26 protein-coding genes and 1 pseudogene are annotated in these 25409 nt (G+C 60.9%); 19 read left to right on the forward strand and 8 right to left on the reverse strand.

Annotated elements, in window-relative coordinates:
- Positions 1-4 precede the first annotated feature (4 nt).
- Positions 5-935 (forward strand): annotated as a pseudogene (locus ABRP88_RS03145) (D-isomer specific 2-hydroxyacid dehydrogenase family protein).
- A gap of 171 nt (positions 936-1106) precedes the next feature.
- The gene (locus ABRP88_RS03150) at positions 1107-1781 is read left to right on the forward strand and encodes a metal-dependent transcriptional regulator (RefSeq protein WP_349836123.1); all 675 of its coding nucleotides are present in this window, start codon (positions 1107-1109) and stop codon (positions 1779-1781) included.
- A 69-nt stretch (positions 1782-1850) separates the two neighbouring features.
- Here ABRP88_RS03150 and ABRP88_RS03155 read toward each other — a convergent pair whose 3' ends face one another.
- The 4 genes from ABRP88_RS03155 to ABRP88_RS03170 are packed head-to-tail and all read right to left on the reverse strand — an operon-like array spanning position 1851 to position 5231.
- Positions 1851-2648 carry a metal ABC transporter permease gene (locus ABRP88_RS03155; RefSeq protein ID WP_284796425.1) on the reverse strand — a complete coding sequence of 266 codons (798 nt, stop codon included), beginning with the start codon at positions 2646-2648 and terminating at the stop codon, positions 1851-1853.
- Positions 2636-3460 (reverse strand): metal ABC transporter permease, encoded by an 825-nt coding sequence (locus tag ABRP88_RS03160; protein WP_349836125.1) that lies wholly within the window; start codon positions 3458-3460, stop codon positions 2636-2638. The genes ABRP88_RS03155 and ABRP88_RS03160 overlap by 13 nt, the downstream gene beginning before the upstream one ends.
- On the reverse strand, positions 3457-4155 hold the full coding sequence (locus tag ABRP88_RS03165; RefSeq protein ID WP_349836127.1) for a metal ABC transporter ATP-binding protein: 699 nt from the start codon (positions 4153-4155) through the stop codon (positions 3457-3459). Before ABRP88_RS03165 ends, ABRP88_RS03160 begins: the two co-directional genes overlap by 4 nt.
- Positions 4152-5231, reverse strand: a complete 1080-nt coding sequence (locus ABRP88_RS03170; RefSeq protein ID WP_349836129.1) for a metal ABC transporter substrate-binding protein — start codon at positions 5229-5231, stop codon at positions 4152-4154. Before ABRP88_RS03170 ends, ABRP88_RS03165 begins: the two co-directional genes overlap by 4 nt.
- Positions 5232-5455: 224 nt before the next feature.
- On the opposite strand from ABRP88_RS03170, the gene ABRP88_RS03175 reads away from it, so the two are divergent.
- The 11 genes from ABRP88_RS03175 (at position 5456) to ABRP88_RS03225 (ending at position 14631) form a co-directional block, all read left to right on the forward strand.
- Positions 5456-6724 (forward strand): glutamate-5-semialdehyde dehydrogenase, encoded by a 1269-nt coding sequence (locus tag ABRP88_RS03175; protein WP_239268691.1) that lies wholly within the window; start codon positions 5456-5458, stop codon positions 6722-6724.
- A 4-nt stretch (positions 6725-6728) separates the two neighbouring features.
- Positions 6729-7673, forward strand: coding sequence for a cutinase family protein (locus ABRP88_RS03180; RefSeq protein WP_349836131.1), 945 nt, complete (start codon positions 6729-6731; stop codon positions 7671-7673).
- Positions 7670-8287, forward strand: coding sequence for a nicotinate-nucleotide adenylyltransferase (gene nadD, locus ABRP88_RS03185; RefSeq protein WP_349836133.1), 618 nt, complete (start codon positions 7670-7672; stop codon positions 8285-8287). Before ABRP88_RS03180 ends, nadD begins: the two co-directional genes overlap by 4 nt.
- Before the next feature lie 117 nt (positions 8288-8404).
- The gene (gene rsfS / locus ABRP88_RS03190) at positions 8405-8848 is read left to right on the forward strand and encodes a ribosome silencing factor (RefSeq protein WP_502879846.1); all 444 of its coding nucleotides are present in this window, start codon (positions 8405-8407) and stop codon (positions 8846-8848) included.
- Between the two features lie 7 nt (positions 8849-8855).
- Positions 8856-9554 (forward strand): histidine phosphatase family protein, encoded by a 699-nt coding sequence (locus ABRP88_RS03195; RefSeq protein WP_284852270.1) that lies wholly within the window; start codon positions 8856-8858, stop codon positions 9552-9554.
- Entirely contained in the window at positions 9554-10351 is a 798-nt protein-coding gene (locus ABRP88_RS03200) for a DegV family protein (protein ID WP_284864522.1), read from the forward strand. The genes ABRP88_RS03195 and ABRP88_RS03200 overlap by 1 nt, the downstream gene beginning before the upstream one ends.
- A 158-nt stretch (positions 10352-10509) precedes the next feature.
- A complete protein-coding gene (locus tag ABRP88_RS03205) occupies positions 10510-11187 on the forward strand; it encodes a ComEA family DNA-binding protein (protein ID WP_284864521.1) in 678 nt (225 codons plus the stop codon).
- A 20-nt stretch (positions 11188-11207) separates the two neighbouring features.
- Positions 11208-12611 carry a ComEC/Rec2 family competence protein gene (locus ABRP88_RS03210; protein ID WP_349836138.1) on the forward strand — a complete coding sequence of 468 codons (1404 nt, stop codon included), beginning with the start codon at positions 11208-11210 and terminating at the stop codon, positions 12609-12611.
- A gap of 7 nt (positions 12612-12618) precedes the next feature.
- Positions 12619-13587, forward strand: coding sequence for a DNA polymerase III subunit delta (gene holA, locus ABRP88_RS03215; protein ID WP_349836140.1), 969 nt, complete (start codon positions 12619-12621; stop codon positions 13585-13587).
- A gap of 10 nt (positions 13588-13597) precedes the next feature.
- Complete coding sequence (locus ABRP88_RS03220) at positions 13598-13987, forward strand: ankyrin repeat domain-containing protein (protein WP_284770236.1); 390 nt, start codon at positions 13598-13600, stop codon at positions 13985-13987.
- Entirely contained in the window at positions 13984-14631 is a 648-nt protein-coding gene (locus ABRP88_RS03225; protein ID WP_284770237.1) for a LysE family translocator, read from the forward strand. Before ABRP88_RS03220 ends, ABRP88_RS03225 begins: the two co-directional genes overlap by 4 nt.
- On the opposite strand, the gene ABRP88_RS03230 is transcribed toward ABRP88_RS03225, so the two are convergent.
- A complete protein-coding gene (locus tag ABRP88_RS03230) occupies positions 14628-15989 on the reverse strand; it encodes a type II restriction enzyme (RefSeq protein WP_349836142.1) in 1362 nt (453 codons plus the stop codon). The genes ABRP88_RS03225 and ABRP88_RS03230 overlap by 4 nt on opposite strands.
- A complete protein-coding gene (locus ABRP88_RS03235; RefSeq protein ID WP_284853582.1) occupies positions 15982-16824 on the reverse strand; it encodes a DNA adenine methylase in 843 nt (280 codons plus the stop codon). Before ABRP88_RS03235 ends, ABRP88_RS03230 begins: the two co-directional genes overlap by 8 nt.
- A gap of 341 nt (positions 16825-17165) precedes the next feature.
- On the opposite strand from ABRP88_RS03235, the gene ABRP88_RS03240 reads away from it, so the two are divergent.
- The gene (locus tag ABRP88_RS03240) at positions 17166-17744 is read left to right on the forward strand and encodes a TetR/AcrR family transcriptional regulator (protein ID WP_284853581.1); all 579 of its coding nucleotides are present in this window, start codon (positions 17166-17168) and stop codon (positions 17742-17744) included.
- 99 nt (positions 17745-17843) lie between these two features.
- Here the strand turns inward: ABRP88_RS03240 and rpsT are convergent, their stop codons facing one another.
- Together rpsT and ABRP88_RS03250 are read right to left on the reverse strand one after the other, a co-directional pair.
- Entirely contained in the window at positions 17844-18107 is a 264-nt protein-coding gene (rpsT, locus tag ABRP88_RS03245) for a 30S ribosomal protein S20 (RefSeq protein ID WP_023023493.1), read from the reverse strand.
- 222 nt (positions 18108-18329) lie between these two features.
- Complete coding sequence (locus ABRP88_RS03250; RefSeq protein ID WP_284770241.1) at positions 18330-18866, reverse strand: type II toxin-antitoxin system PemK/MazF family toxin; 537 nt, start codon at positions 18864-18866, stop codon at positions 18330-18332.
- Between the two features lie 18 nt (positions 18867-18884).
- On the opposite strand from ABRP88_RS03250, the gene lepA reads away from it, so the two are divergent.
- The 5 genes from lepA to efeB all read left to right on the forward strand — a co-directional run bounded on the left by lepA (position 18885) and on the right by efeB (position 25242).
- Positions 18885-20735: a translation elongation factor 4 gene (gene lepA, locus ABRP88_RS03255; RefSeq protein ID WP_349836145.1), complete on the forward strand. Its 1851-nt coding sequence runs from the start codon at positions 18885-18887 to the stop codon at positions 20733-20735.
- Between the two features lie 250 nt (positions 20736-20985).
- Entirely contained in the window at positions 20986-22515 is a 1530-nt protein-coding gene (locus ABRP88_RS03260) for an alkaline phosphatase family protein (RefSeq protein WP_349836147.1), read from the forward strand.
- Positions 22493-22888 (forward strand): hypothetical protein, encoded by a 396-nt coding sequence (locus tag ABRP88_RS03265; protein ID WP_349836148.1) that lies wholly within the window; start codon positions 22493-22495, stop codon positions 22886-22888. The genes ABRP88_RS03260 and ABRP88_RS03265 overlap by 23 nt, the downstream gene beginning before the upstream one ends.
- A 3-nt stretch (positions 22889-22891) precedes the next feature.
- Positions 22892-24013 (forward strand): EfeM/EfeO family lipoprotein, encoded by a 1122-nt coding sequence (locus ABRP88_RS03270; RefSeq protein ID WP_349836150.1) that lies wholly within the window; start codon positions 22892-22894, stop codon positions 24011-24013.
- On the forward strand, positions 24013-25242 hold the full coding sequence (gene efeB / locus ABRP88_RS03275) for an iron uptake transporter deferrochelatase/peroxidase subunit (protein ID WP_284770245.1): 1230 nt from the start codon (positions 24013-24015) through the stop codon (positions 25240-25242). Before ABRP88_RS03270 ends, efeB begins: the two co-directional genes overlap by 1 nt.
- Positions 25243-25409 lie beyond the last annotated feature (167 nt).

The following is a 25409-nucleotide window of genomic DNA, read 5'->3' on the forward strand; positions in this document are numbered from 1 at the left end:
TCCCATGAAGTATTTTATGGGACCAGAAACCTGGCAGCCTATGGTCGATGACTTAAGCGCTGCCGGCCACGAACGCGTAGAAAACCTCGAAGACGCAGAGGTCTATGTCAATAACACACCCAGCCCGCGCCGCATTCCAGAGATGCCGGACAATATTCGCTGGGTGCAGCATTGTTTTACCGGTGTAAACCAACTCATTGATGCTGGATTGATTACCCCTGACGGATTGCCGTGGTGCAATTCCGCCGGTGCCTTTGCCAAGCCGGTGGCCGAATGCGCCTTGGGCCTCCTGCTCTCCCAGGCCCACCAGCACAAGGCCTTTACACAGGCCGGCACCTGGTCGGTGGCTAAGGAGCTGGATGAAGCGCAGGAGTGGATCTATGACCAGCAGGGGCCGAAGAAGGTGGCGATTTTGGGTGCTGGGGGCATCGGCAAGCAGCTCATTGCCCTGCTCAAGCCCTTTGGGGTCCACATCACCGCCGTGAATCGCTCCGGCCGCCCCGTGGGGGGGCGCCGACGAGGTGGTGGCCATGGCTGATGCCGCGCACGTGTGGGGCGAGGCCGATGTTATTTTCTGCATCCTGCCCGCCACGCAGGAAACGGAGGGGCTAATCGATGCTGCGAAGTTCCGCGCCATGAAACCGTCCGCGCTGTTTATCAACGTCGGGCGCGGCAGCACCGTGGTTACCGATGACCTCGTGGATGCCCTGCGCGAGGGCGAAATTGCAGGCGCTGGCTTGGAAGTCGTGGACCCAGAGCCGCTTCCCGATGGCCACCCGTTGCTCTCCCTGCCCAATTGCACCATGACCCCGCACATCGGGGCGACAAAGCACGTGGCGCAGTACCACATGGGCGATATTTTCAATGCGAATGCCGCCGCGTGGGAGAAGGGAGAGTCCATGCCCACCCAGGTAGATCCGGAGGCGGGATACTAGAAAAATCAAAAGCCACGGACAGCGAAGGCTGAGTGCGTCGTGTGTGTACCGAAGAAAGGACGTACCGCCCACTGTCCGTGGCAAGTGAAATTAAAAGTTCAACGTGTTGAACTACTATTAACCTAACACTTATCCCAGGACGACACAAGCACGATTACTAAGATGGTGGACATGCACCTAGAAGAACTCCCTACCCGTAGCCAGGACTACCTCAAGGTTCTGTGGGACTTATCGGAGCACTCCGGGGGTGCCCCAGTGGCGCTGAAGGATGTGGCGGGCCGCCTGGAACAAAAGGTGCCCACTGCCTCCGAGGCGATTAAAAAGCTCGCCTCCCAAGGTCTGGTGGAGCATGAGCGCTATCAGGGCGTCTCATTGAGCCCTGCGGGCCGCGAGCTGGCGATGCAGATGGTGCGCCGCCACCGGCTTTTAGAAACCTTCTTGGTAGAGACCCTGGATTATTCCTGGGACGAGGTGCACGAGGACGCTGACCGCCTCGAGCACGCCTGCTCCGATCGTTTTATTGGCGGCATCGATGCGCTGTTGGGGTCTCCCGACCGCGATCCACACGGCGATCCCATTCCCGATGTCGGCGGTGGCATCGAGGATCTCGGCACACTCACGCTCGCCAGCGCCCCGCTCGATGCGCCCGTGACCGTGGAGCGCGTTTGTGATGAGGATCCAGGCCTGTTGCGCTACCTCGACCGCTTTGGTGTGGAGCTGGGCAACGAGCTGCGCGTCAGCGATAGCGTGGCTGGCCTGTTGACGGTGCAGACCGAAAGCGGAGAGATGTCGCTGGCGGAGGTAGCCGCCCGTGAGATCACCGTCCGCCTCGCCTCAACCAATTAACCTGCGACGCAGCACTGTGCTACTCGCCGCGCTGTTGCGGCGCGGTGCGGCGCCCTGCAGCGCCGCACGCTAGGAAACCGCCTTATAGGCCGCCATGCTGGTGAGGTAAAAGACGCCCGCCACAATGGCGATGGTGCCGCCGGCCGAAAGGCTTAAGTGCGCGGCGATAAAAAGCCCGGCGACCGCGATGGTGATGCCAATGATGCCAGCCCCGATAAGCAGCACCTCCGGCCGCGATACCCACGGGCGCAGACCCGCGGCCGGGGCCACGAGTAGGGCAATGGACAAGATGGTGCCGACGGCGGGGATGACCGCAGCCATCGTCAAGCAGATAAGGCCGAGCGTCAGGGCATCGTAAAGCCCGCTATGCGGGGACGTGCTGGGGTCGAAATAGGCCTGGAAAAGGCGGCGCCGGCAGGCCAATACCGCCAGCAAACAGATAACGACCAGTCCGGCCGCGACGGCGACATCGCGGTGGTTAACTGTAGTTAGCGAGCCCACCAGGAAGCTATCGACGTGCAGCGGCAACGGCTGAAACCAACGCAGCAGCAAAATGCCCAGAGCAAAGCCCAGAGTGAGCGTGGTGCCCGCCGCAGCGGTAGAGGATACGCCACGCACCTTGCCCAGGTAATGCATGAAAATCGCCAATGGGATGCAGACCGCCACGGAGCCGAGCATGAGCCCATCGCTCAAGTTGGCGCCCAGCGCATTGGCTACGACGACGCCGATAACCGCGCCGGGAAAGGTGCCGTGAGAAAGGCTCTCTGCAAAAAAGACGCGGTTGCCCAGCACCATGAGCGTGCCTACCAACCCGGAAAGGCAGCCCACCGCGATGGCTTCGAGGAATGGCAATGTTAAGACCCCCATATGCGCCTGCCTAAAAGTGCGAGCGGAACGGTTAGGGACAGCGACAGCGCGACGATGGCCTGCGGGGAAATCTGGTGGGAGGTTACCGAAAGCATGAGCCACAGGCCCACGCATACGGCTAGCACCGCGCCGACCAATGCCCACAGGAGCATCTGCACCGGGGTGCTGGCTAAGACGCGCCCGACCAGGCCTGGTACCACGACGAAACCCAAGACGAGCAACACACCAATGGCGGAGCTCGCGGCGACTACGATTAGGCCCACCGCTACGTTGGCAGTGACATCGATTAGCCCCACGCGGATGCCGGTGGCGCGCGCGGATTCGCGGTCAAAGGCGACGGCTACTTGCGAGCGCCAGGTGGCCAGGATGAGCAGGGCGGCAACCAGGCACAAGATGACCGAGGGGATCATGCGGTCAGTGGTGATATCGAGCAAGCGGCCAAACATAAGGGCCTCTAGCTGGCCGGAACGATCCCCTACGGCGAGGCTGATGACCACGCCGATGCCGTACATCAAGGTCAGCACCACCGCAGTGCCGGATTCATGATCGTGGCCGTCGCTGCCGGAATTAAGGCGCGCCAAAATGAGCACTGCGACGCCAGCAGCTATGGCGGCGCCGGGCAAGATGCCGGGAAAGCCCGCCACGGCCAGGCCAATGACGATGCCCGGGAATACCGAGTGGACCAGCGCCTCGACGCTAAATTCCATGCGGCGCAGGTTGACCACCACGCTGATCACCGCGCCGGTCAGGGCTACGCACAGCAAAAACAGGGCCGCGCGCTGCATAAAGGGAGCAGTAAGCAGAAGCGTCACATGTCCCCCTGAAATACCGACGTGGCCTCCAGGTAGCGCTCGACTGCATCCTCGGTATCAAGGACCTCGCTGTGACCGTCCACGATGAGCATTCCGGCATCGCAGGCGCGCTGCGCCAAAATGGGATCGTGGGTGGAAATGAGCAGGGCAACCCCGCTTTCCTTAAGCTTGGCGATGATCCCTAAAAGCACCTGCCTGCTGTCTTGGTCCAGGCCATTGAAGGGCTCGTCCATGAGTACGAGGTCTGGGTGTGCGGCGAGCGCGCGGGCGATAAATATGCGTTGGCGCTGCCCGCCCGAGAGCTTGTCCCAGCGCGTCTTCGCCTTTTCCGCCATGCCGACGAGCTCTAGCGCTTGGGTGATCTGCGGGCGCAGGCGGCGCATGCTGCCCATACGCTCCCACCACGAGGCCTTGTTGAGCAAGCCCATTTCCACGACCCGGCAGGCGGTGATGGGGAAGGTGGGATCGCAGGTGTGGTGCTGGGGAACATATCCCAGCGTCGCCGTGCGCTCGTGCTCGCCGCGCAGGGTGGCAAGGCCAGCGATGGCCTTTAAGAGCGTGGACTTACCAGCACCATTAGCCCCCAGCAGCGCGATGGCCTCACCTTCGTGGATGGTTAAGGAGACATCGTCCACGATGGTGGTGGTGCCATAGCCGCAAGAGGCATGGGAAAGCTTTAAAAGCGGTGCACTCATTGCGCGGCGTCCAGGCTTTCTGGCAGATCGGCCACTTCACCGTCCCAGGCATCTACCAAGGTGGTGACGTTGTGGATGATGGAGCCGATGTAGGTTGCACCGTCGCTATTTGGCACGCCCAAGGAATCGCCGTACAGGGCGTCTTCATCCGTAATGGCCTTGACACCTGCGGCGCGGGCGATGGCCTCGATGGACTTAGAGTTATTGGAGTTTTCCGCGAAAATAGCCTTGGCGCCGGAATCGCGGACCTCCTTGGCTGCGTCCTCGATGTGCGAGGAAGTAGCGTCCTGCTGGTTATTGAAGTCCGTGAGCGCGGATCCGATGAATTCCACGTCATAGTCGTTGGAGAAGTAGCCGAAGGCATCGTGCGATGAAAAGAGCACGCGTTCCTGCTCAGGGACGGTCTCCAGGGACTCGGTGACCCATTTATCCAGCTCGTCGAGCTGCTTGGTGTATTTTTCACCGACTTTCTTCACGGATGGTTCCTTATCGGCCAAGGCATCCACGATGTTTTGTACCTGGATTTTGGCGTTCTTGGGGGAGGTCCATACGTGTGGGTCGTGGGTGAATTCTGGTTCCTCGCCGTCCTCGCCGGGGAAGGGCCACGGGCGAAGGTCTATCTTGTGGTTGGAATCGTCATCGCCTGCGGTGACGATAGTCTCGCCATCGAAGCCGGAGGACTCCACGGCATTATCGAGAAAGTGCTCGAGGTCGACGCCGTTTTTAAAGAGGAAATCCGCATCCGCCATGGCACTCATCTGCTGCGGGGTCATTTCGTGTTCGTGAGCGCTGGCATTCGGCGCCAACAGGCAGGTGAGATCGAGGGTGGTACCACCATCGCCCTCGGTGGTTTCCTTGCCGCTGGAATCCACCTTGTGCAGCGTCATGCCACCCTGAGCAATTTGAGTGAGGTAATCGCAGATCTGCGTGGTGGTGGCAACAGCCTTGATGGTCTGATCAACGCCCGAACCGGAGCCCGCGTCTGAATCGTTTCCGCCGTCATTCGTGCTGCAGGCGGTGAGGGCGAGCCCGCTCAGAGTCAGCATCAGGCCCAGCTTGGCCACGTTCTTTTTCATAAATGCTCCTTTTTTGCAGTGAAACCTATTAAGCAAAGAATAAACATACCCAAGTATCATTTTCAAGGTAATGAACATTAGGGTTTGAACCTGTGAGTTTTACTGCAGTTTCGGGCGAGGGAAGGGGAGGAGATTTCACTGCGTAGCCCGCACAATTGAGGAAAAGTGCGAGGTAAAAGACGGGCGGCTGAAAAACTCGGGCAGGTACGTTACTCTGGTATGACATGAGCAACACTGAACGCGAAGAAGTTCTGTCCAAAGCCCGTGCTGCTAAGGACGTTGCGCCCGTCGTGGCGCAGCTGTCCACGCCGCGCAAGAATGAAATCTTGCAGCGCGCAGCTGAAAATCTTATTGCCCACACCGATGACATCCTTGCTGCTAACCAGCAGGATATTGAGGCAGGTCGCGAACGCGGCATGTCCGATTCCCTCATTGACCGCCTGACCCTGGACGCTGCCCGCGTCGAGGGTATTGCAGATGGCCTGCGTCAGGTCGCTGGCCTGCAAGACCCAGTAGGCGAGATCCTGCAGGGCCGCACCATGGATAACGGCATCCAGATGAAGCAGGTGCGCGTCCCGCTCGGCGTGATGGGCATGGTCTACGAGGCTCGCCCGAACGTCACCGTGGATGCTTTCGGCCTCGCCCTGAAGTCCGGTAATGTGCCGCTGCTGCGCGGTTCCAAGTCCGCGCGCAACTCCAATACCAAGCTGGTGGAGCTTCTGCAGGACACCCTTGCAGAGTTTGATCTGCCACGCGAGGTAGTCCAGCTACTGCCGTGTGAGACCCACGACTCCGTCCAAGACTTGATTACCGCCCGCGGCCTGGTGGATTTGGTTATCCCCCGCGGCGGCGCCAAGCTCATCGAGGCCGTGGTTACCGGCGCTACTGTTCCAGCCATCGAGACCGGTACCGGCAACTGCCACTTCTACATCGATGCCTCGGCCGATATGGACAAGGCCATCGACATGGTAATCAACGGCAAGACCCGCCGCACCTCGGTCTGCAACTCCACCGAGTGCGTGCTTATTGATGCTGCGCTTGATGATGCCACCAAGCTGCGCATCGTCCGCGCCCTCCAAGATGCAGACGTCACCGTCCACGGTGACGTTGACGAGCTCGAGGGCTTCGGTGCCACGGACGTTGTCCAGGCCACCGAGGAGGATTGGCGCGAAGAGTCGCTGTCCATGGACATCTGCGCCAAGGTGGTTGACGGCGTTGACGCTGCCATCGCGCACATCGCGGAATTTACCACCGGCCACACCGAGGGCATCGCGGCCCAGGATGCGGACGTCTTGGTTAAGTTCGGCAACGAGGTCGATGCCGCAGCCGTTATGCTCAACGCCTCCACTGCCTTCACCGATGGCGAGGTCTACGGCATGGGTGCAGAAATCGGTATTTCCACCCAGAAGCTGCACGCTCGTGGCCCAATGGCCCTGCCGGAGCTGACCTCTTCCAAGTGGGTCCTCCAAGGCACCGGTCACGTACGCCCATAAGAATATGCGTCTTTTTCCTCGCTCTCGCGCCGCCGCTGGTTTCGTAACTATCGCCGCCACGGCGGCGCTTGGCATGTCTATGCTCGCCCCTGCCGCGGCGGCGGGTCAGCCCCACACGCAGGCCGAGACCTGTCCCGATTACGTTTTCCTTGCCGCACGCGGCTCGGACCAAAACGAGGAACACGGTGAGTATTTCGGCCCACAGCGCTACTCGGAACAGGGCGCGGAATCCAATGGTTATGAAGGTCCCAACCTCGCAGCGCTCTTCCACCTGGTAGAACAACGTCACCCCGGCACCATGGGTAATGCCTACGTGCTGGCGCTGGATGCAGATGCATATCCAGCCTCGATGAACCTGCCACCGCTGGCCCAAGAGGGCGAAAACCTGCGCCCGCTGCAGCTGATGCGACGCCTGGGCGGAGTGCTGTTGGAGCACCCCTTGCACGAGTTGATCTATCAGGTCACCGTTGGCTTTGTGCAGAGCCTGCGCAGCGGCATGAACAACGCGCCGCGCGTGGTGGAGCAGTACGAAGAGGAAACGGGTTGCAGCCCGCGCTATATCACCGCTGGGTATTCGCAAGGAGCCATTATCGCCACAAGCGCGGAGCGCTACCTCGCGTCCAAGGACAAGCTCGCCGGGGCGATCTACCTGGGCAATCCCTTGCGGCGTCCCGGCGGCATGGCCGGGCCGATTCCGCGATATCTCATTCCTCACAGTGCCGCACTGCCGGCCGATCGCCGTATCGACTACTGCCTTGCCGGCGACTTCGTTTGTGATCTCAACCTGCGCAATGCCAAAGACGCCCTAGCCACTAAGGCCGCCCACCACGCGTCGTATTTCCGCGAAAGTGAGGGCGATGCGGCGGTGGAACAGGACAATGCCCGCGTGGCCGATACCGTGGCTGGCTTAACTCCCCAGCAGGGTAGCGGCTATACTCTCCAGCCATGACTAATTCCCAGCGCATTGGGATCATGGGCGGCACCTTTGATCCAATCCACAATGGCCACTTGGTCGCCGCCAGCGAGGCGGCGCACCGCTTTGCCCTCGATACCGTAGTCTTTGTACCCACCGGTCAACCGTGGCAGAAGGCCTCCCGCGAGGTCACCGCCGCGGAGCACCGGTATTTGATGACCATGGTGGCAACGGCCTCCAACCCGCGTTTTACCGTCTCCCGCGTGGATATTGACCGCAAGGGCCCTACCTATACCATCGATACCCTGCGCGATCTGCGTGACCTTTTTCCGGGTGCCGAATTTTACTTCATCACCGGTGCGGATTCCCTGCAGTCCATCATGAGCTGGCATAACTGGGAAGAGATGCTGGAAATGGCGCACTTCGTGGGTGTTACGCGCCCAGGCTACGAGCTGAGTACAGACATGCTGCCGGCCGACTCGCGGGAAGATATCAACCTCATCGATATCCCCGCCATGGCCATTTCTTCCACGGATTGCCGCGAGCGGGCCGCGCAAAACCAGCCGGTGTGGTACCTGGTTCCGGATGGAGTGGTGCAATACATCACCAAAAATAATCTCTACTCGGCGCAGCCGGATAAACCTTTATAGTTCAAGTTTGGGCACAATCGCGCCGAACGTGCAAGAATAGACAGCTAAAAGACACTTCCTCACCAGACGCGAAAAGGGAATTTTTATACATTGTCTATTTCTGATCTCGCCCGCCGCATGGCGGCAACCGCGGCACATGCCGCACAGGACAAGTTAGCTAGCAATATCGCAGCAATCGATGTCTCCGATGTCCTTGCCATCACCGAGGTTTTCGTGCTGACTTCTGCCGATAATGAGCGCCAGGTCGGCTCCATCGTGGATGAGGTGGAGGACCAAATGACGGCCCAGGGCTTTGAGCCACAGCGCCGCGAGGGCAACCGCGAAAACCGATGGGTGCTGTTGGACTATGGCAATATCGTCATCCACGTGCAGCGCACCGATCAGCGCGAGCACTACGGGCTTGACCGCCTCTACCACGATTGCCCGTTGGTGGACATTGAGGGCATTGAGCCACCCGAGCGCCCTGGCGATTGGACTAATGGCGTTAACCCGCGCACCGTGGATTCCATTGATGAGCTGCCATTGGCGCAAAAGGCCCCTGGCGAGGACGAGGAGCTTTAACCCCACCATGAGCCGCCGCCTGATTCTGATCCGCCACGGACAAACCACCTACAATGCCTCCGGCCGCATGCAGGGCCACTTGGACACTGAGCTTTCCGATGTCGGATATGAACAGGCCCGCGCCGCCGCGCGCCTGCTCCGGGATCAGGGCGTGGTAAAAATCGTCGCCTCCGATTTGCAGCGCGCGCGAGAAACCGCGCGGGTGGTGGCAGAATCGCTCGGCCTGGACTTTTCTACGGATCCCCGCCTGCGCGAGACCAATCTGGGGCAGTGGCAAGGCAAGAGCTCTGCCGAAGTGGATGCAGAATTCCCTGGCGCCCGCGCAATCTGGCGCCACGATCCCACTTGGGCGCCGCCAGAAGGCGAGTCCCGCGTAGATGTGGCGCGGCGCGCACGCCCGGTAGTCGACGAGCTCATGCAGGAATTTTCCGGCTGGGATGACGGCGCCGTGCTCATCGTCGCCCACGGTGGCGCCATCTCCGCGCTGACGTGCCACCTGTTGGGTCTGGATCACGGCCAGTACGGCATTTTATCCGGTCTGAAAAATACCCACTGGTCGCAACTGACCGCCCGCCCGGATTTCAATCCGGAAACCCCCGTGACCTCGCTGGAATTTACGCCGCAGACGGTGACGAGCGCGCAGTGGTACTTCGATGGCTGGAATATGGGTGGCGAGGTCACCGGTGATGGAGGGGCAGATACCTAGTGACCGTTCGCGTCATTACTGACTCCGCGGCCAGCCTGCCCCCAGAGATTGCTGCAGAACTCGATATCACCGTCATTGACCTGCACGTGATGGATAGCGAGGATAAGGGCGGAAAACTGCGCACCACTTCGGGCCTTTCCTCCCTCGAATTGGCCGCTGCCTACGGCCGAGAGATGGAAAAAGCACAGGATGATGGCGTCATCGCCATTCACCTATCCAAGGAGCTTTCGTCCACGTGGTCGGCCGCGGTGGCCGCGGCTGGGGTTTTCCCCGATACGGTTCGCGTTATCGATTCCGGCTCTGCCGGCATGGTCATGGGCGCGGCGGCGATGGCGGCGGCCACCAAGGCAGCACAGGGCAAAGCGCTGGAAGAATGCCACGCGGCGGCACTAGACAGCATCGAGCGCGCGGCTACCTGGGTGTACCTGCATTCCACGGAGGATATGCGCCGCTCAGGCCGCATGTCTGCCGCCACCGCCATGTTGTCCACCGCGCTTCTAGCCACCAAGCCGATTATGTCCATCGTGGACGGCAAACTGGAACTGGTGGGAAAAACCCGCACGCAAACCAAGGCCTTTACCAAGGTGGTAGAGATCATCGCCGCCCGCGCCGCCGGCGAGCCCGCCTTCATCGCCATTCAGCACAACCAGGCCGGCGAAGCGGCGGACAAGCTGCAGGGCCTCTTGCGCGATGCTCTGCCAGAAGGCACGTCCTTTATCACCACGCCCTTAACCGAGGTGCTCGCCGTGCACGCTGGGCCCTCCGCCATTGGGGTATCTGCGGTATTTAGCTCCTAGGCCCTCGCACGCACGGGCGAAGCCCTACGGCCTGTGCGCCCCTGATTGTGGATAACTATCCCGCCAGGACCCGTTTGGTTGCCTCCTACAACGACTTATCCACAGCGCCTCTGCCCACGTTCTCGCACCGCACGCGGCGGCTTCCTAGCCTGTGGGCTATGGCGGCACCCAAGATCAGCGAACGACTCCGCGAATTTACCCAACCCACCGGCGAGGAAGAACTCCTCCAGGTCGATTACCCGCGCCCGCGCGTGCGCATCAGCCGTTGGCAAGCCTGCGCGATAGCCGTCATCGTGGTGGTGGGCGTCATTATCTGGCTGGGCCTGAGCTCCCGCAATTCGGATGAGTCCGGCATGCCCGAACCCGCGGCGATGGGCAGTACCACCGCCGAGTTCAGCGCGGAGGCTAGCGAAATCGTCGTATCCGTCGTCGGCGAGGTTGCAGCACCTGGCCTGAAGACCCTCGAGCCCGGTGCTCGCGTCGCTGATGCCCTCGCGGCCGCCACGCCTTTGCCGGAGGCGGAGACCATGACGCTCAACCAAGCGCAGCGGCTTGCCGATGGCCAGCAGCTCCACATCCTGCCCCAAGGTGCTCCGCCCGACCCCGCGCTTGCCGATGCCCCCATCGCAGCACCCGCCGGCGGCGATAAAGTCAGCCTTAATTCCGCGACCGCCGCCGATCTCATGGATCTCAACGGGGTAGGGGAGGTCACCGCGGAAGCCATCGTCTCCTTCCGTGAAGAGCGCGGGGGATTTAAGGACGTCGAGGAACTCCTCGAGGTCAGCGGGATTGGTCCCGCCAAGTTTGCCAAGCTCAAATATAACGTGCAGCTGTAAGCAGAAGAGGCCACGCCGCGATGAAAGAACTCCGCCTGCTGCCCGGCGCCTTGACCGCATGGGTGGCGGTCATCGCGGTGCTGGTTTTCGGGCAGGGGTGGACCGTGGCGTGCATCGGCAGTGTCGTAGGAATATGCCTGCTCGCCCGGCACTGGGGCCAAGCCATCTTTTGCGGCGTGCTCGCCAGCGCCGCCGCCTTCGTAGCCGCCGTGCGGCAGGCGCGAGCGGCCGCCTTCGACTTCGGCCGCGAGATTACCGGCCGCGTGGTCACCGCGCCGACCCAAACGAGCACCGGCGGCTGGCTCATCCGGCTCGATGTTCCGGGCTATCCCGCGCAGCTTCCGGTCTTTAGCCCCGAACCACTGAGCGCACCCGCCGGAACGCAGGTCACGGCAGCGGTACAGCTTTCCGAGTCCGACCAACCCGGAGTCGGGAACGTGATAGCCAACGCCTCCCACCTGAGTATCTCCGCGCCATCTTCGGGCCTGGCCGGCTGGGCCGCACGGGTGGCCGATAACTTCCGGGCGGTCGTACTAGAGGCGGTAGGCCCGAGCAGCCAGGGGCTCATCCCAGGCATGGTGCTTGGCGATACCTCCCTGCAAAGTCCCGCCGAGCGCGAACTCTACATCGATACCGGGCTATCGCACCTCAGCGCTGTATCCGGTGCCAATGTGGCCATCGTCTGTTCCTTCGCCGCCATCATTTGCGCCGCGTGCGCCGCCGGACCGCGCACCAGGGTGGCGGTGTCCTTGGCCGCGTTAGCCACATATGTCGTCTTGGTGGGACTTGAACCTTCGGTGCAGCGCGCGGCTGTCGCCGGGGTAGTAGGCCTGCTCGCGGTGCTGCACTCTTCCACCATGGAACCCATCCACGCGCTCAGCCTCGGCATCCTCACCCTCCTTTTCGTGGATTCGGACCTCGCGGTGCATTTTGGCTTCGCGCTATCGTGCGCGGCGACCTTCGGCATCGTCATGCTAAGCCCGCTTATCTATTCGCAGCTCGCGGTCACCGGCTGGCCCGCCATCTTCCTGCGCGCTATTGCCGTGGCGATTGCCGCCGATATCCTCACCCTGCCGCTTATCGCCCTCATGTCCGGCGAGGTATCCGTCGTCTCGGTCCTCGCCAATGTCTTGGTAGCACCCGCCACCGCACCCATTACCGTGGTAGGGCTGCTCGCGGCCATCGCCGCGCAGCTAGGCCCCTTGAGCATCGTCGCCGCGGGATTATTAAAACTCATCGAACCCGCAGCGTGGTGGATCAATACCATCGCCCACGGCGTGGCTAGCCTGCCCGTGGTCACCATCACCGCCCACCCGCTATTTACGCTCCTCGCGTACGGATGGGTCATCGCAGGGCTGCTGTATTACCGGCCATGGCTGACCTTGGCGGGGGTTATCGCTTGTCTGGGTCTGTTTGCCGCCTAGCGCTAAAATGATGGACATGCCTCCCGTACACCTCATTCTCGGCGACGATGAATTCCTCACCGAACGCGCCCGCCACACCATTCACAAGGCCGCGGCCGAAGGCGAGGCCAATCGCCCCGAATTGATGATGCTCAAGGCCTCCGAGGTTTCCGAGGGCGAAATCCTGGAGGCCACCAGCCCGTCGCTGTTTGGCGATAACCGCGTCATCGTCATCACGGACTGCGAACGCGCCGGGAAAGAGGTAGTCGATATCATCCTGCGCGCCTGCGTTAATCCTGCGCCGGGCATGACCATGGTGGTGGTCTATTCCGTGGCCGCGAAAACGCTGAAGAAAAAGAAGAAGGCGCCCGAACTAGTGGCGAAGCTGCGCAAGATTGCGGAGGTGCACGAGGTCTTTTCGCTCTATCCCAATGAGCTGGGGCAGTGGGCCACCCGCGAGTTTGCCTCCCATGGCGTTCGCCCCACCCCGGACGTCGTGCACGCGGTACTCGACGGCGTCGGCTCCGACCTCCGCGAGCTTGCCTCCGCCATCTCCCAGCTCGTGGCCGATACCGGTGGCAACGTGACGCAGGAAGCGGTGCGCAATTATTACGTCGGCGTGGCCGAGGTTGCCAACTGGGACATTGCCGATGTCGCCGTCGCCGGCCGCGTCGAGGCCGCCGTCTCCACCTGCCGGCGCGCCCTCCAGCTCGGCGCCAGCCCCGTGGCCATCGCTGCGGCCTTGGCCAATAAGGTCGGCGCCATCGCGCGCCTGTATTCCGCCCGCGGGGACCAGTACACCCTTGCCAGCCAAACCGGGCTTGCCCCGTACGTTGTAAAAATGACCCAGCCCGTAGCCAGGCGCTGGACCGCCGATGACATCACCGCCGCCGTCATCCTCGTCTCCGAACTGGATGCCGCCGTTAAAGGCCAAGGTGGTGAGCCCGAATTCGCCGTTGAGGCGGCCGTAAAACGAGTCGCGGAATTGGCACGTTAAGCTAGAGCCCATGTCTGAGGAACAAGTGCAAGAATTCGCCGGTCGGCTCTTTGACATGGCGCGGGAGGGAAACCCGGATCTCCTGAACTATATTGACCAGGGCGTCAATATCAATCTGGTCAACCAAGACGGCCAGTCTTTTCTCATGCTTGCCGCCTACCACGGCCACGCGGATCTCGTTACCGCGCTGGCGGGCGCCGGTGCCGACGTGAACTTGCTCAATGATCGCGGCCAATCGCCCCTGGCAGGTGCGATCTTCAAAAAAGAAGACGCGGTTATCGATGCCCTCCTAAACGCCGGCGCCTCCGCTACCGCCGGCCAGCCAACCGCCATCGATTCGGCCCGCATGTTTGGCCGCGAGGATCTGCTCGGTCGCCTGGAAGGCGAGTCCGCGCAGTGAGCTGGACTTCCTTTTTCACCATCCTCCTGATGAACCTAGTGGGCGTGGCCTCGCCAGGCCCAGATATCATCCTGGTCACCCGCTATGCCACCAAGTCGCGCCGCCACGCCATCGCTGCGGCCGCGGGCATTCAAATCGGCGTGTTGTTCTGGTGTGGTGCCACGGTCTTTGGTGCGGCCGCCCTTCTGACCGCCTTCCCCGGAATCTTAGGGGCGGTCCAGGCAATCGGCGGCAGCTTCCTCGTTTTCATGGGATGGCGGGCGCTGCGCAGCGGCCTCGAACAGCGCACCAACCCGCCCGTTGATTTGGAGGACGCCGAGGCCAAGCTGGGCCGGCTGCGCCATTCCTTCAAGATGGGGCTGGCAACGAACCTGTCTAACCCGAAGATCGTGTTGTTCCTCGCCGCCATGATCGCCCCGCAGCTGCCGGCATCCCCACCGTTGTGGTTGGCCATCGCCTTAACCCTGGCGCTGGCACTATCGGCCTTCGCCTTCTTCCTCGTGGTGGCCACGGTGATTTCCACGAATGCGGTGCGCCGCAAGCTCATCGCCGCCGGCCCGTGGATCGATATCGGATCGGGCCTGTTCTTCATTATCGCCGGCGTCGCGCTCGTGGTCGCTGGTGTACAGCAGCTCGTGGCTTAAAGCCCCGGCAGAGTCTCAGGTTCGCCCTCTGCCACCACATCCAGCGCCCACTGGATCCACCGCGCCACCGTCGAGGCCCTCCGCCTCGCCGTGCCAGCGCCCAGGCCGAGTCCTTCTATCGACGCCGCAATCTCGTGCGTCTCGGCCACCTTCCCGCGCCGCAGGCTCATCTCCAGCGCCTGGCGGAATACCCGCCGCGCCGCCAACGCGCGCAGCAGGGCAGCATTGCGCCCATCGCGCCGCGGCTGTGTGATGGCCTTTTCGCCGCGAGGGGTGAGCTGATAGTGGCCATCAGCAAGCGCCAGCAGCCCGAGATAGCAGGCCGCATTGGCGTAATAGTCTGCCTGGCGCAGATGGAAGTCGTACTGCTCCGCAATTTCCTCCTTGCTCATCGGCTGCTGCGCAATGAGCTCCACCAGGTTGACCACGCGCTCGAAGCTATTGGCCTGCGGGAAGGGAATCCCCGCCGGCTCCGGCTCAGCCTCGACGGAGCCAATAATGCCCAGCGCATCATCCACGCTGAGGTGCGAAGCGCTAAGCGCGTAGCGGGCGTGGTCCACCAGCGCGATGCTGCGAAAATCCGCGGGATCGGTGAAATCGTACCGATACAGGTGGAAAATCCCATTCGAGTAGACCAAAAAGACGGGCACCACGGCTTTAGATAGCCATTGTTGGAAGCGTCGGTACGGAAAATACAATTGCCGGATATTGAAATCTTCGGAGATGTGATTTTTCGCCTCCACCAGCACCAAATGCTCGAGCGATTCGAAGCCGCCGTCGATTTCCATCTGCGCGCGGTCGACCTTGACTTCCAGCCCCAGATCCGGCACTGGAATCGTCATTTCCAGCGACGACATGCGCCCGGCGACGGTGGCCTGCAATGGCTCGCACCCCAAGAAGTGCTCAAGCATGCCGCTTGCCGATGCCACATTTAACGCCATCGATTCCGAGTTCACGCTCTCGATGTCAAGGGTGTCAAGGCCGGCTGGCATGTCCAACGTGCGCACAGAACTCGGCCCGGCGTGGGTCGGGTCCGGGAACCGTTCGTACAGGTCCAACGGCCCGACGAAGTATTCGCTGCGGCTCACCGGGAGAATACCCAAACCCAGTTCTTTGAAAATCCACGGGCGCGAGGTAGAAAAATCGTGCTTGGCCATCAGCCGCGGTTCCCGGCCGGAAAGCTCTTTTAGCTCCTTGGCCGTGAGGTAGAAGTATCCGTTTTCTTCCAGCTCCTCGCCACACCTTGCGGCCATGATGCGCAGCCATCCCCAATCATCGAGGCCAAGCTTTTCGCCCTCTGGGACTCCGAAAAGCGCGCGAAGCTCCCGCTGCTCCTGGGTGCTCGGTGCTTTACTCATGGCCCACCTCGTAATTGCGCACGAGCACTTCATCTACCTTGCCGCGGCGTGATCCCACGGAATTGATGGCGCGGGTGGCCGCAACAGTGTCGATGGAATAATCCGCGTAGAGGTCGCGGATGAACTCCGTGGCGGAATTGGACAGGAGGAATTTCACGCCGCGGGCATTGAGGTCATCGCACACCGCCTTCAAGCGCTCTTGCTCCGCGCGGTCAAAACCGCCCTTTTGATAACCGGTAAAGGAGCTGGTGACGTTGACCGGGTCATAAGGCGGATCGAAATAGACAAAGTCTCCTTCACCGGCATCTGCTACCGCCGCAGTGAAATCGCCCTGCGTGAAGGCGATGTCATTGTCCCGAAAATACTGGTGGACCCCGCGCAGCGTATCCGCATCACAGATGGTGGGGTTCTTATAACGGCCAAAAGGCGCGTTGAATTGCCCCGCGGAATTTACCCGGTACAGGCCGTTATAGCAGGTCTTATTCAGATACAGCGTCCGCGCGGCGCGCTCTGTAGCAGATAGCGCCGCGAACCGTTCTGCATCGCGGTCTACCGCGCGCAGCTGATAGAAAAAATCCGCGTCGTTCGGGTAGGTCGATACCAGGCTAATGAGTTCTTCGACGCCTTCGCGCACTACCTTATATAAATTGATGAGCTCCGAGTTGAGGTCATTGACCCGCGCTGCGGCCGGAGTGAGCGAAAATAAAACCGCGCCACCGCCGATGAAGGGTTCATAATAACGCCGCGGTGTCCCAGCGGGCAGGGCGGCGTGAATATGCGGCAAGAGCTGGCGTTTCCCGCCGGCCCATTTCACCAGAGGCTTGACGTTGTTCATTGGTCACCTATCTTAGCCGCCCCCGCAGACACGAACACCATCACCCTTTCGAACATACAGGCCCATAAACTAAGTGTTGCAGTGCAAAATATCACGGCGATCAAGCACCTGCTCCAGCGCCTGCTTTAGTGCTTGATTCGGCGTCTGGTTCGCCGTCGTGGGTTGGGAACGCCGCGTTGACATGCTGTAACTTCGGCGATTTAAGGAGGTTAGGGAAGCCTACCAAGGGTCGGTTTTCTTGGTGGGCAGAAAGACTATAAAGTGAAGAAAAATACCATATTTATGGGGTTGAATTGTTGGGTTTCCACGGGTTGAATATCGTGAGGAAGAGGGGAGAGAGTATGCCGCGCATTTCAGAGATCCGCGTCGCAGCGCTGCGGCTCGTCATTGACCGCGGGTATGACGGGTTCACCATGGAAGAGCTTGCGCACGACGTCGGGATATCTCGGCGCACCCTCTTTAACTACGTCAAGGACAAGGAGTCAGCGGTACTCGGACCGGAAGTTTCGGAAAAATTCGACCAGCAATTGCAAAACTTCGCCGCTGGCCTGCCCACCGGCAGCCTGCGGGAGGATTCTGCAATCATGGCAAACGCGGAATTCGAGCACGCTGTGGGCAACAATCATTTCCCAGAAATCTCCCAATTGACCGCCCGAGCACTCTCCCAGGATGGGAAATTATTATCCATGTACTGGCGCCGAAACGAGCGCGTCATGATGCACATTCGCCGAGCATTGCAAGCCCGCGAGGGGTGGAAGGCCTCGGATTCTCGGCTCATCCCGGCGGTCAATATCATCCACACGCAGTTTCAAACCGCCATCCAGACTTTTGTGGAAACCCATGGCCGGACATCATTGTCGGTGGCCTATGCAGATGCAGGCAAGATCTTCGAGGCCTACTTTGCCGATGATCTAGCCTAGGCCCATCACGAGCAATGAAAACGGCGCAATAAAAAATCCCCCGAACAAGCCGCTGCACGCAGGCAGCGCTTTGTTCGGGGGAGACAAGAAGGCTAGTTACTAGTCCATCTTGTTGAAGGCGGTAGCCAAACCGGACTTCTTGTTAGCAGCAGCATTGCGGTGGAAGACGCCCTTGGAAACGGACTTATCCAGCGCACGGGAAGCAACGCGCAGCTGCTTTTCAGCTGCAGCCTTGTCACCAGTCTCTACGGCTGCGTGGAACTTGCGGATCTCGGTGCGAACCGCGGAACGCACGCTCTTGTTGCGCTGACGAGACTTCTCGTTGGTCAGAACGCGCTTCTGCTTGGACTTGATATTAGCCATGAAAAATACCTCTTGATAATCGAAGATGATTAATTCAGAAACAAACCCGCCGGACGTGTCCCGCGATCCCCGCCAAGGGCGGGAAACCGCTCGGCGTTGGTATTCGAAGAGCGAACCCAAGGTCCTGCCCGCCCCGACCAACGCGCCCGGAAAGTAAGTAACTTGCAAATAATAGCAGCGCAACCGCGCACGAGCCAAGTCTGCGGGCGCCGCGCCGCAGAACTACGCCCAGTGATAGCGCGAGCGCAAGCGGTTGGCAATCCTTTCGAACCTGCGTTCTGGAAAAAGGATGCCCTGCCGGCGCACCTGCTCCTCGGAAACCTCCAATAAACGGTCCAAGCGCACCCAACAATTGCGCCCGGAGGCGTCCCATTCGCCGCAGCCGATTTCCAGCCAGGCATCGTCAAGCGCATGCTCTGGGTTGGCGGAAATGAGCAGGCCGGTCACGGTGGTGCGGGTGCGCCCGACCACCAAGATAGCGCGCTCGCGGGGAGGGGACTGCTTGCCTTCCGAAGGCGTCCACACCCACACGACCTCGCCAGAATCGGCCTGGCCGTCCATATCGGGGGAGAAGAAGATGGAACGGGGATGCGCCGCAGTGGCCTCGACCTGGATGGAGGCGGCCTTGCGCGGCTCGTGGCTTTGGGGGGATCTGTCCAGCCCTAACTGGGAGTTGATGCGGTTGAGGCCAGAGTCCACGGGCTCGCGCTCGCTGATTCCGAGCGCCTCGCGCAGACGGGTGAGCATGCCGGAATTCATGTCGACTATTGTAGACATATGTCTGAAAACTTTGCGGCCACGACGTTTACGGATCCCTCCCGGATCCGTAACTTCTGCATTATTGCTCACATCGACCACGGAAAGTCGACGCTGGCAGACCGCATCCTGCAGCTATCTAAGGTGGTTGCGGAGCGCGATATGCGTGACCAGTTCCTCGATAATATGGATATCGAGCGCGAACGCGGCATTACGATTAAGGCGCAGAACGTGCGCCTGCCGTGGGTGCCGCAATCTGGGGCATCGGCAGGCGAGCAGATCGTCATGCAGATGATCGATACGCCCGGCCACGTGGACTTTACCTACGAGGTCTCCCGCGCGCTCGAGGCGTGTGAGGGAGCCATCCTGCTTGTCGATGCCGCCCAGGGCATCGAAGCCCAAACCCTCGCCAACCTGTACCTGGCGATGGAAAATGACCTGGAAATCATCCCAGTGCTCAATAAGATCGACCTGCCCGCGGCGGATCCGGATAAGTACGCGCTGGAAATCGCGAATATCATCGGCTGCGAGCCCGAGGAAGTGCTGAAGGTATCGGGCAAGACCGGCGAAGGCGTGGTTGAGCTGCTCGATAAGGTCTGCGAGCTGGTTCCGCCGCCTTCCTCGGAGCATGCGCCCGATGCGCCCGCGCGCGCGATGATTTTTGACTCCGTCTATGACACGTACCGCGGCGTGGTGACCTATATCCGCATGGTGGACGGCAAGCTCACCCCGCGCCAGAAGGTGACGATGATGTCCACCAACGCCAACCACGAGCTGCTGGAAATCGGCATCGTCTCGCCCACGATGCGAAAGTGCGAGGGATTGGGCTCCGGCGAGGTGGGCTACCTTATTACCGGCGTGAAGGACGTGCGCGAGACTAAGGTGGGCGATACCGTTACCTGGTCCCACGGCGGCGCCGAGACCCCGCTGAAGGGCTACAAGGATCCCGATCCAATGGTTTATTCCGGGCTTTTCCCCATCTCCCAGGCCGATTTCCCCGACCTGCGCGATGCGCTAGAAAAGCTGCAGCTTAACGATGCCTCCTTGACCTTCGAGCCCGAGACCTCCGTCGCCCTTGGCTTTGGCTTCCGCTGCGGCTTCTTGGGCCTGCTGCACATGGAAATCACCCGCGACCGCCTGGAGCGCGAGTTCGGCCTCGACCTGATTTCTACCGCCCCGTCCGTGACCTACCGCGTGGTGGCAGAAGACGGCGAGGAAAGCTGGGTTCACAACCCCTCGGACTGGCCGGAAGGAAAGCTCAACGAGGTCTACGAGCCCATTGTCTCCATGACCGTCATCGTGCCCGAGCAGTTCGTCGGCCCGACCATGGAGCTCTGCCAATCCAAGCGTGGCCAGATGGGCGGGATGGATTACCTGTCCGAAGACCGCGTGGAGCTGCGCTACACCATGCCATTGGGTGAAATCATCTTCGACTTCTTCGACATGTTGAAATCCCGCACCAAGGGCTACGCCTCGCTCAACTACGAGGAGGCCGGCGAGCAGCAGTCTGACCTCGTTAAGGTCGATATCCTCCTCAACGGCGACCCGGTGGATGCTTTCTCCGCCATCATCCACCGCGATTCCGCCCAGTGGTACGGCAATAAGATGACCAAGAAGCTAAAGGAATTGATTCCACGCCAGCAATTCGAGGTCCCCGTCCAGGCGGCTATTGGTACTAAGGTCATCGCCCGCGAAAACATCCGTGCTATGCGCAAGGATGTGCTGGCCAAGTGTTACGGCGGCGATATCTCGCGTAAGCGCAAGCTGCTGGAAAAGCAGAAGGCGGGTAAAAAGCGTATGAAGACCTTGGGTTCCGTGTCGGTACCGCAGGAGGCCTTCGTGGCGGCGCTGTCGACGGACGCGGACGACTAAGCACTGGAAAGCGCAGCGTAATAGTACTTTAACTTTCAGTTAACAATCTCCGCGGTGGCTGCCGCCTAAAAGCGAGGCTGAGCAGCACCCATAGGGCATTCCTGAGACTGGGAATGCCCTTTTTGAGTGTTTGCGGTTTATGGTTTCACGGCGTTTAATTTCGATTCGAAAGCGACCGATGACTCTTCGGCGAGCCACAGCCACTTTCTCCCTCTTTGTTTCACTCGTTTAACTTAAGGCGGAAAATAAGATGAAGCTTCGCTTTCGCGCTGTGGCAGTGTGCGCCGCAGCCGCTGCTACGACCTCCTTGGTCCCCGGTATCGCACAGGCAGAAACCAAGACCCCCATCGATCACGTCGTGGTCATTTACTCCGAAAACATTTCCTTCGACCACTACTTCGGCACCTACCCGAACGCCGCAAATAACGACGACGAGAAGCTGCAGGGCAGCGAGAAACCCGCCCCTAAGTTCACCGCCAAGGCCGACACTCCACGGGCAGAAAACCTCGAAAATGCTGACCTGCTGGGGGAGAAGAACCCCAACTCCATCAAGCCCTTCCGCATCGCTCCCGAACACGCCGTAACAACGGACCAGAACCACCACTACGCCGATGAGCAGGAAGCCTACAACGGCGGAAAGATGGACAAATTCCCGGAGACGGTGTCCACGGACATCGATAAGTATGGCGAAGGCTCCTACGCCACTCCCGGCATGACCATGGGATACTACGACGGAAATACCGTGACCGGCATGTGGAACTACGCGCAGAATTTCGCGCTGAATGACAATAGCTTTTCCACCATCTTCGGCCCCTCCACCCCGGGCGCGCTGAACCTGATTTCCGGCACCGTTGCGGATGCCACCATGCACGACCCAGCCACGGGCGACCAGCAGAAAATCGAGGATGGCAAGAACCACGCCCTGGCCGGCGTATCCGAGGACGGGGCTACCGCCACCGTGGTGGGCGACCCAGACCCGCTTTTCGATGACTGCTCCAATAAGTCCTCCGCCGGTACCAACCAGGTCACCGCTATGCACTCCAAGAACATTGGTGACCAGCTCAACGATAAGGACGTCACTTGGGGCTGGTTCCAAGGCGGATTCCGCCCCACCGATGAGGCAACGAAGGACTCCCGCGCCCGCTGCGGTTCTTCGCACACCACGCTGACCGGCCAGAACCAGACGGACTACAACCCGCACCACGAGCCGTTCCAGTACTACGCCTCTACCGCCAACCCACACCACCTGGCCCCGTCCAGCGATGACATGATTGGCAAGACCGACCAGGCAAACCACCAGTACGACCTCGCGGACTTCGATACCGCCATCGAGCAGGGCAACCTGCCTTCCGTGTCCTTCCTCAAGGCCGCCAACTACCAGGATGGCCACGCTGGCTACTCCAATCCGCTGGATGAGCAAGCGTTTATCACCCACTACATCAACGAGCTGCAAAACTCCCCGGAGTGGGATTCCACCGCAGTCGTCATCGCCTACGACGATTCCGATGGCTGGTACGACCACAAGGCGCCGGAAATCCTCAACGGCTCCACTGATCCGCACCAGGACAAGGAAATCTGCACCGCCGCTGCCGCGAAGGTAGGCATCAAGGGTGATAAGAACGGCCAGTGCGGCCCCGGTACTCGCCAGCCGCTGTTGGTGGTATCTCCCTATGCCAAGACCAACCACATCGATTCCACCTATACCGAGCAGACCTCGGTGACCAAGTTCATCCAGGACAACTGGGGGCCTCGGCCGCTTGGGCGGCGATTCCTTCGATGACCGCGCGGGTGAGATCACCGGCATGTTCGACTTCGCGGTTGCGGAGAAGGCCCCGAAGCTCTTCCTCAATGAAACCGATGGCACTGTGGCGCAGGATTATGACTCCGTAGAGCGCGTGGATGACACCTCGCGCGCTGGCACCAACCTGAAGCCGGTTGTCGATGGCATGAATGACACCAAGGTCACCGAGCAGGGCGTTCCTGCCGTGACCACGCTGGATAAGGCCCAGCAGCCGGATACTAACCACGCCGCTTCCGGTTCCTCCAAGGTAGGCATCATCGGCATCCTCGCCGCACTGGGCGTAGCCGCCGGCATCATCGGCTGGCTCATGAGTGGTCACCCCGGCCTGGATTTGAAGAACCTGCCTTTCTAATTTATGAAGATTTCCCGTTTCGCCGTTGCATTCGCGCTCGCCGTTGGGCTCTCCATCCCGCAAACGGGTACCCAGGCCACGCTCAGTGGGCAGGGCAGCGAGCAGCCCACACGCGAGCTCGCCGTGCGCGATGTGTATTCCTGCCCGGCGCCTGAGGATGTGCAGGGTGAGGCGAAATGGAAGATTAATAACACCACCGGGCTTGCCCTCACGGTCTACGTTTCCGATGACAAGGGCAATGCCTATCAGGTTCTCGAGCGCATCGGCACCCCTGCCGTTCGCGAGTGGAACCCGCAGCTGGAGGACGGAACCTACCACCTGACCTGCGTCTTCCACAACGATTCCGCCGTGGAGTCCGACGTTTTCACGGTGACGGGGTCCACCGTTACGAATGCGCCCAAGATGGTCCCCATTACGGATCACGAGGTCGCCGCGGTGTCCATCAAGCAGGCTGAAAACCAGAAAAAGCGCGTGCCTGAGTTGCAAAAGCGCGCGCATGCGCTTGCCGATGCCGCTTCTTCCTCCCGCCCCGCCGCCCAAGCCGCCTACCTGGACTACCTGGAGTATTATCGCTCCTTCGACGATTCCAGCGCGGAGTGGCCCGGCCCGGATTTGGAGGGCTACGAAGACATCGAGCGCATCCTGTGGTCCAATCGCCCGCCGAGCGATGCTATCCAGCCCGCCGCCGCGCTTGCCGATGCCACCGACCAGACCGCCCACGCCCTCGACACCTCCCATTTTGCCATTCCCGCCCCGGATTATGGGCTGCGCGCGCATGAGGTGATGGAGGAGTTCGAGCGTTTTGACCTGCGCGGCGAGCGCGATTTCGGCGCCCACGCCCTGCCTACCGCCCTGCGCGGAATCATTACATCGACGCGGCAAACGCTGGATCCCGTGCGCTCCTTGGTCGAGGATCGCGGCTTGGATACCGCGCCCATCTACGATCAGCTCGCGGACTTGGACTCCTTGGCTGAGGAATTCGACGATAAATACGGTGGCGCGCCGAGCGTGGCTTTTGCGGACTGGCAGCAGGAGGACCGCCTGCGCTTGCAGGCGGGCGTCGCCAAGGCGAATGAGCTGCTCGCCCCGGTTGCCACCATGACCGTTATCCGGAGGATGAACTAGTGCCGTGCCCGTTTAACTTTTCCCGCCGCTCCTTTCTGTCTGGCCTTGCCGCCTCCGCGGCCGCAGGCGCAGCTGCCCCGGGAGCAGAAGCGCAGTCCACGTCGCTTCCGCTCGAAACCACCGATTCCGTGGATCAGCCGGGCGCGCTGGATTTTCACGGCGAACACCAGCAAGGCATCATAAATCCCCCGCAGAAATACTCGGAAATAGTGGCGTTGGACGTGCAGGTCAAGACAAAGGCCCGTTTGGACAAGCTCCTGCGCACGCTAAGTGAAAGGGCACGCATCTTAACCGCTGGTGGCACTCCCGCGCCCGATGGCATTGCTTACCCGGCAATGGATTCGGGCGAGCTGGGCCCTGAGCTTCCGGCCGATCACTTATCTATCACGCTCGCTGTGGGCGATTCGCTTTTCGATGCCCGCTTCGGCCTCGCCGCCTACAAGCCCGCCCACCTGCGCGCGATGGAAGCGTTTGCCGATGACACCCTGCAAGAAGAAAAATGTCACGGTGACCTTGCTTTACAGATTTGCGCCGATGAACGCGATACTGTTCTCCACGCGCTGCGCGATATTTTGCGCCATACCCGCGGCGATGTGGCGGTGCGCTGGCGGCAGAACGGTTATATGAATTCCCCGCGGCCGTCGGGTACGCAGCGCAATCATTTGGGGTTTAAGGATGGCATCGTCAATCCCGGTCCTGATGACTACGATTCGCTCGTGTGGGCCGGTTCGGATGAGCCCGATTGGGCTGCGGGCGGTAGCTATATGGCGGTGCGGCTTATTGCCATGTACACCGAGTTTTGGGATCGCATTTCCATCGCCGAGCAGGAGCAAATCTTTGGCCGCGACCGCGTAACCGGCGGCCCGCTATCGGGCGGCGACGAGCACGCCGAACCAGATTACCTCGATGATGCCACCGGCGATGTGATTCCCACCGATGCCCACATCCGTCTGGCCAATCCTCGCACCCCAGACACCGCTGACCAGTTGATGCTGCGCCGCGCTTATAACTATGACAATGGCGTGCGCGATAATGGCACCCTCGACGTGGGCCTGGTGTTTATCTCCTTCCAGCAGGACTTGAAGCGACAGTTCATCACGGTGCAAAAACGCCTCGAAGGCGAACCGCTGGCGGACTATATCCGCCCCTACGGCGGCGGCTATTTCTACGCACTTCCCGGCGTTGCCGATGATTCCGATTATTTCGGCCGCAGCCTCCTCGAAGCCTAAAATCCCGCTGCCCAGCTAATCTCTGGCCAACCACGCATTTGCTTCCACCGCAGTGCAAAGGGCGTGGCATTGCCTCGATCTTGCGAGAAGGCACACCAAAACGCACCGCCAGCACACAGGGCCCACGACACGCCAAACCGGCAACCGCTGGACCAGCGATTGCTAAA

Origin of the sequence: Corynebacterium sp. KPL2734 (genome assembly GCF_040225595.1) — a bacterium.
Lineage (GTDB): Bacteria > Actinomycetota > Actinomycetes > Mycobacteriales > Mycobacteriaceae > Corynebacterium > Corynebacterium rhinophilum.

What these genes read in the sequence shown, in the direction of transcription:
- ABRP88_RS03250 (WP_284770241.1), bottom strand. Translation starts at nt 18,866, where the DNA reads ATGAATTCCGGCATGCTCACCCGTCTGCGCGAGGCGCTCGGAATCAGC.
- ABRP88_RS03195 (WP_284852270.1), top strand. Translation starts at nt 8,856, where the DNA reads ATGAGCCGCCGCCTGATTCTGATCCGCCACGGACAAACCACCTACAAT.
- ABRP88_RS03270 (WP_349836150.1), top strand. Translation starts at nt 22,892, where the DNA reads ATGAAGATTTCCCGTTTCGCCGTTGCATTCGCGCTCGCCGTTGGGCTC.
- ABRP88_RS03220 (WP_284770236.1), top strand. Translation starts at nt 13,598, where the DNA reads ATGTCTGAGGAACAAGTGCAAGAATTCGCCGGTCGGCTCTTTGACATG.
- ABRP88_RS03170 (WP_349836129.1), bottom strand. Translation starts at nt 5,231, where the DNA reads ATGAAAAAGAACGTGGCCAAGCTGGGCCTGATGCTGACTCTGAGCGGG.
- ABRP88_RS03210 (WP_349836138.1), top strand. Translation starts at nt 11,208, where the DNA reads ATGAAAGAACTCCGCCTGCTGCCCGGCGCCTTGACCGCATGGGTGGCG.
- ABRP88_RS03260 (WP_349836147.1), top strand. Translation starts at nt 20,986, where the DNA reads ATGAAGCTTCGCTTTCGCGCTGTGGCAGTGTGCGCCGCAGCCGCTGCT.
- ABRP88_RS03230 (WP_349836142.1), bottom strand. Translation starts at nt 15,989, where the DNA reads ATGAGTAAAGCACCGAGCACCCAGGAGCAGCGGGAGCTTCGCGCGCTT.
- nadD (WP_349836133.1), top strand. Translation starts at nt 7,670, where the DNA reads ATGACTAATTCCCAGCGCATTGGGATCATGGGCGGCACCTTTGATCCA.
- ABRP88_RS03165 (WP_349836127.1), bottom strand. Translation starts at nt 4,155, where the DNA reads ATGAGTGCACCGCTTTTAAAGCTTTCCCATGCCTCTTGCGGCTATGGC.
- ABRP88_RS03155 (WP_284796425.1), bottom strand. Translation starts at nt 2,648, where the DNA reads ATGGGGGTCTTAACATTGCCATTCCTCGAAGCCATCGCGGTGGGCTGC.
- holA (WP_349836140.1), top strand. Translation starts at nt 12,619, where the DNA reads ATGATGGACATGCCTCCCGTACACCTCATTCTCGGCGACGATGAATTC.
- rsfS (WP_502879846.1), top strand. Translation starts at nt 8,405, where the DNA reads ATGGCGGCAACCGCGGCACATGCCGCACAGGACAAGTTAGCTAGCAAT.
- ABRP88_RS03150 (WP_349836123.1), top strand. Translation starts at nt 1,107, where the DNA reads ATGCACCTAGAAGAACTCCCTACCCGTAGCCAGGACTACCTCAAGGTT.
- ABRP88_RS03175 (WP_239268691.1), top strand. Translation starts at nt 5,456, where the DNA reads ATGAGCAACACTGAACGCGAAGAAGTTCTGTCCAAAGCCCGTGCTGCT.
- ABRP88_RS03205 (WP_284864521.1), top strand. Translation starts at nt 10,510, where the DNA reads ATGGCGGCACCCAAGATCAGCGAACGACTCCGCGAATTTACCCAACCC.
- rpsT (WP_023023493.1), bottom strand. Translation starts at nt 18,107, where the DNA reads ATGGCTAATATCAAGTCCAAGCAGAAGCGCGTTCTGACCAACGAGAAG.
- lepA (WP_349836145.1), top strand. Translation starts at nt 18,885, where the DNA reads ATGTCTGAAAACTTTGCGGCCACGACGTTTACGGATCCCTCCCGGATC.
- ABRP88_RS03180 (WP_349836131.1), top strand. Translation starts at nt 6,729, where the DNA reads ATGCGTCTTTTTCCTCGCTCTCGCGCCGCCGCTGGTTTCGTAACTATC.
- ABRP88_RS03240 (WP_284853581.1), top strand. Translation starts at nt 17,166, where the DNA reads ATGCCGCGCATTTCAGAGATCCGCGTCGCAGCGCTGCGGCTCGTCATT.
- ABRP88_RS03235 (WP_284853582.1), bottom strand. Translation starts at nt 16,824, where the DNA reads ATGAACAACGTCAAGCCTCTGGTGAAATGGGCCGGCGGGAAACGCCAG.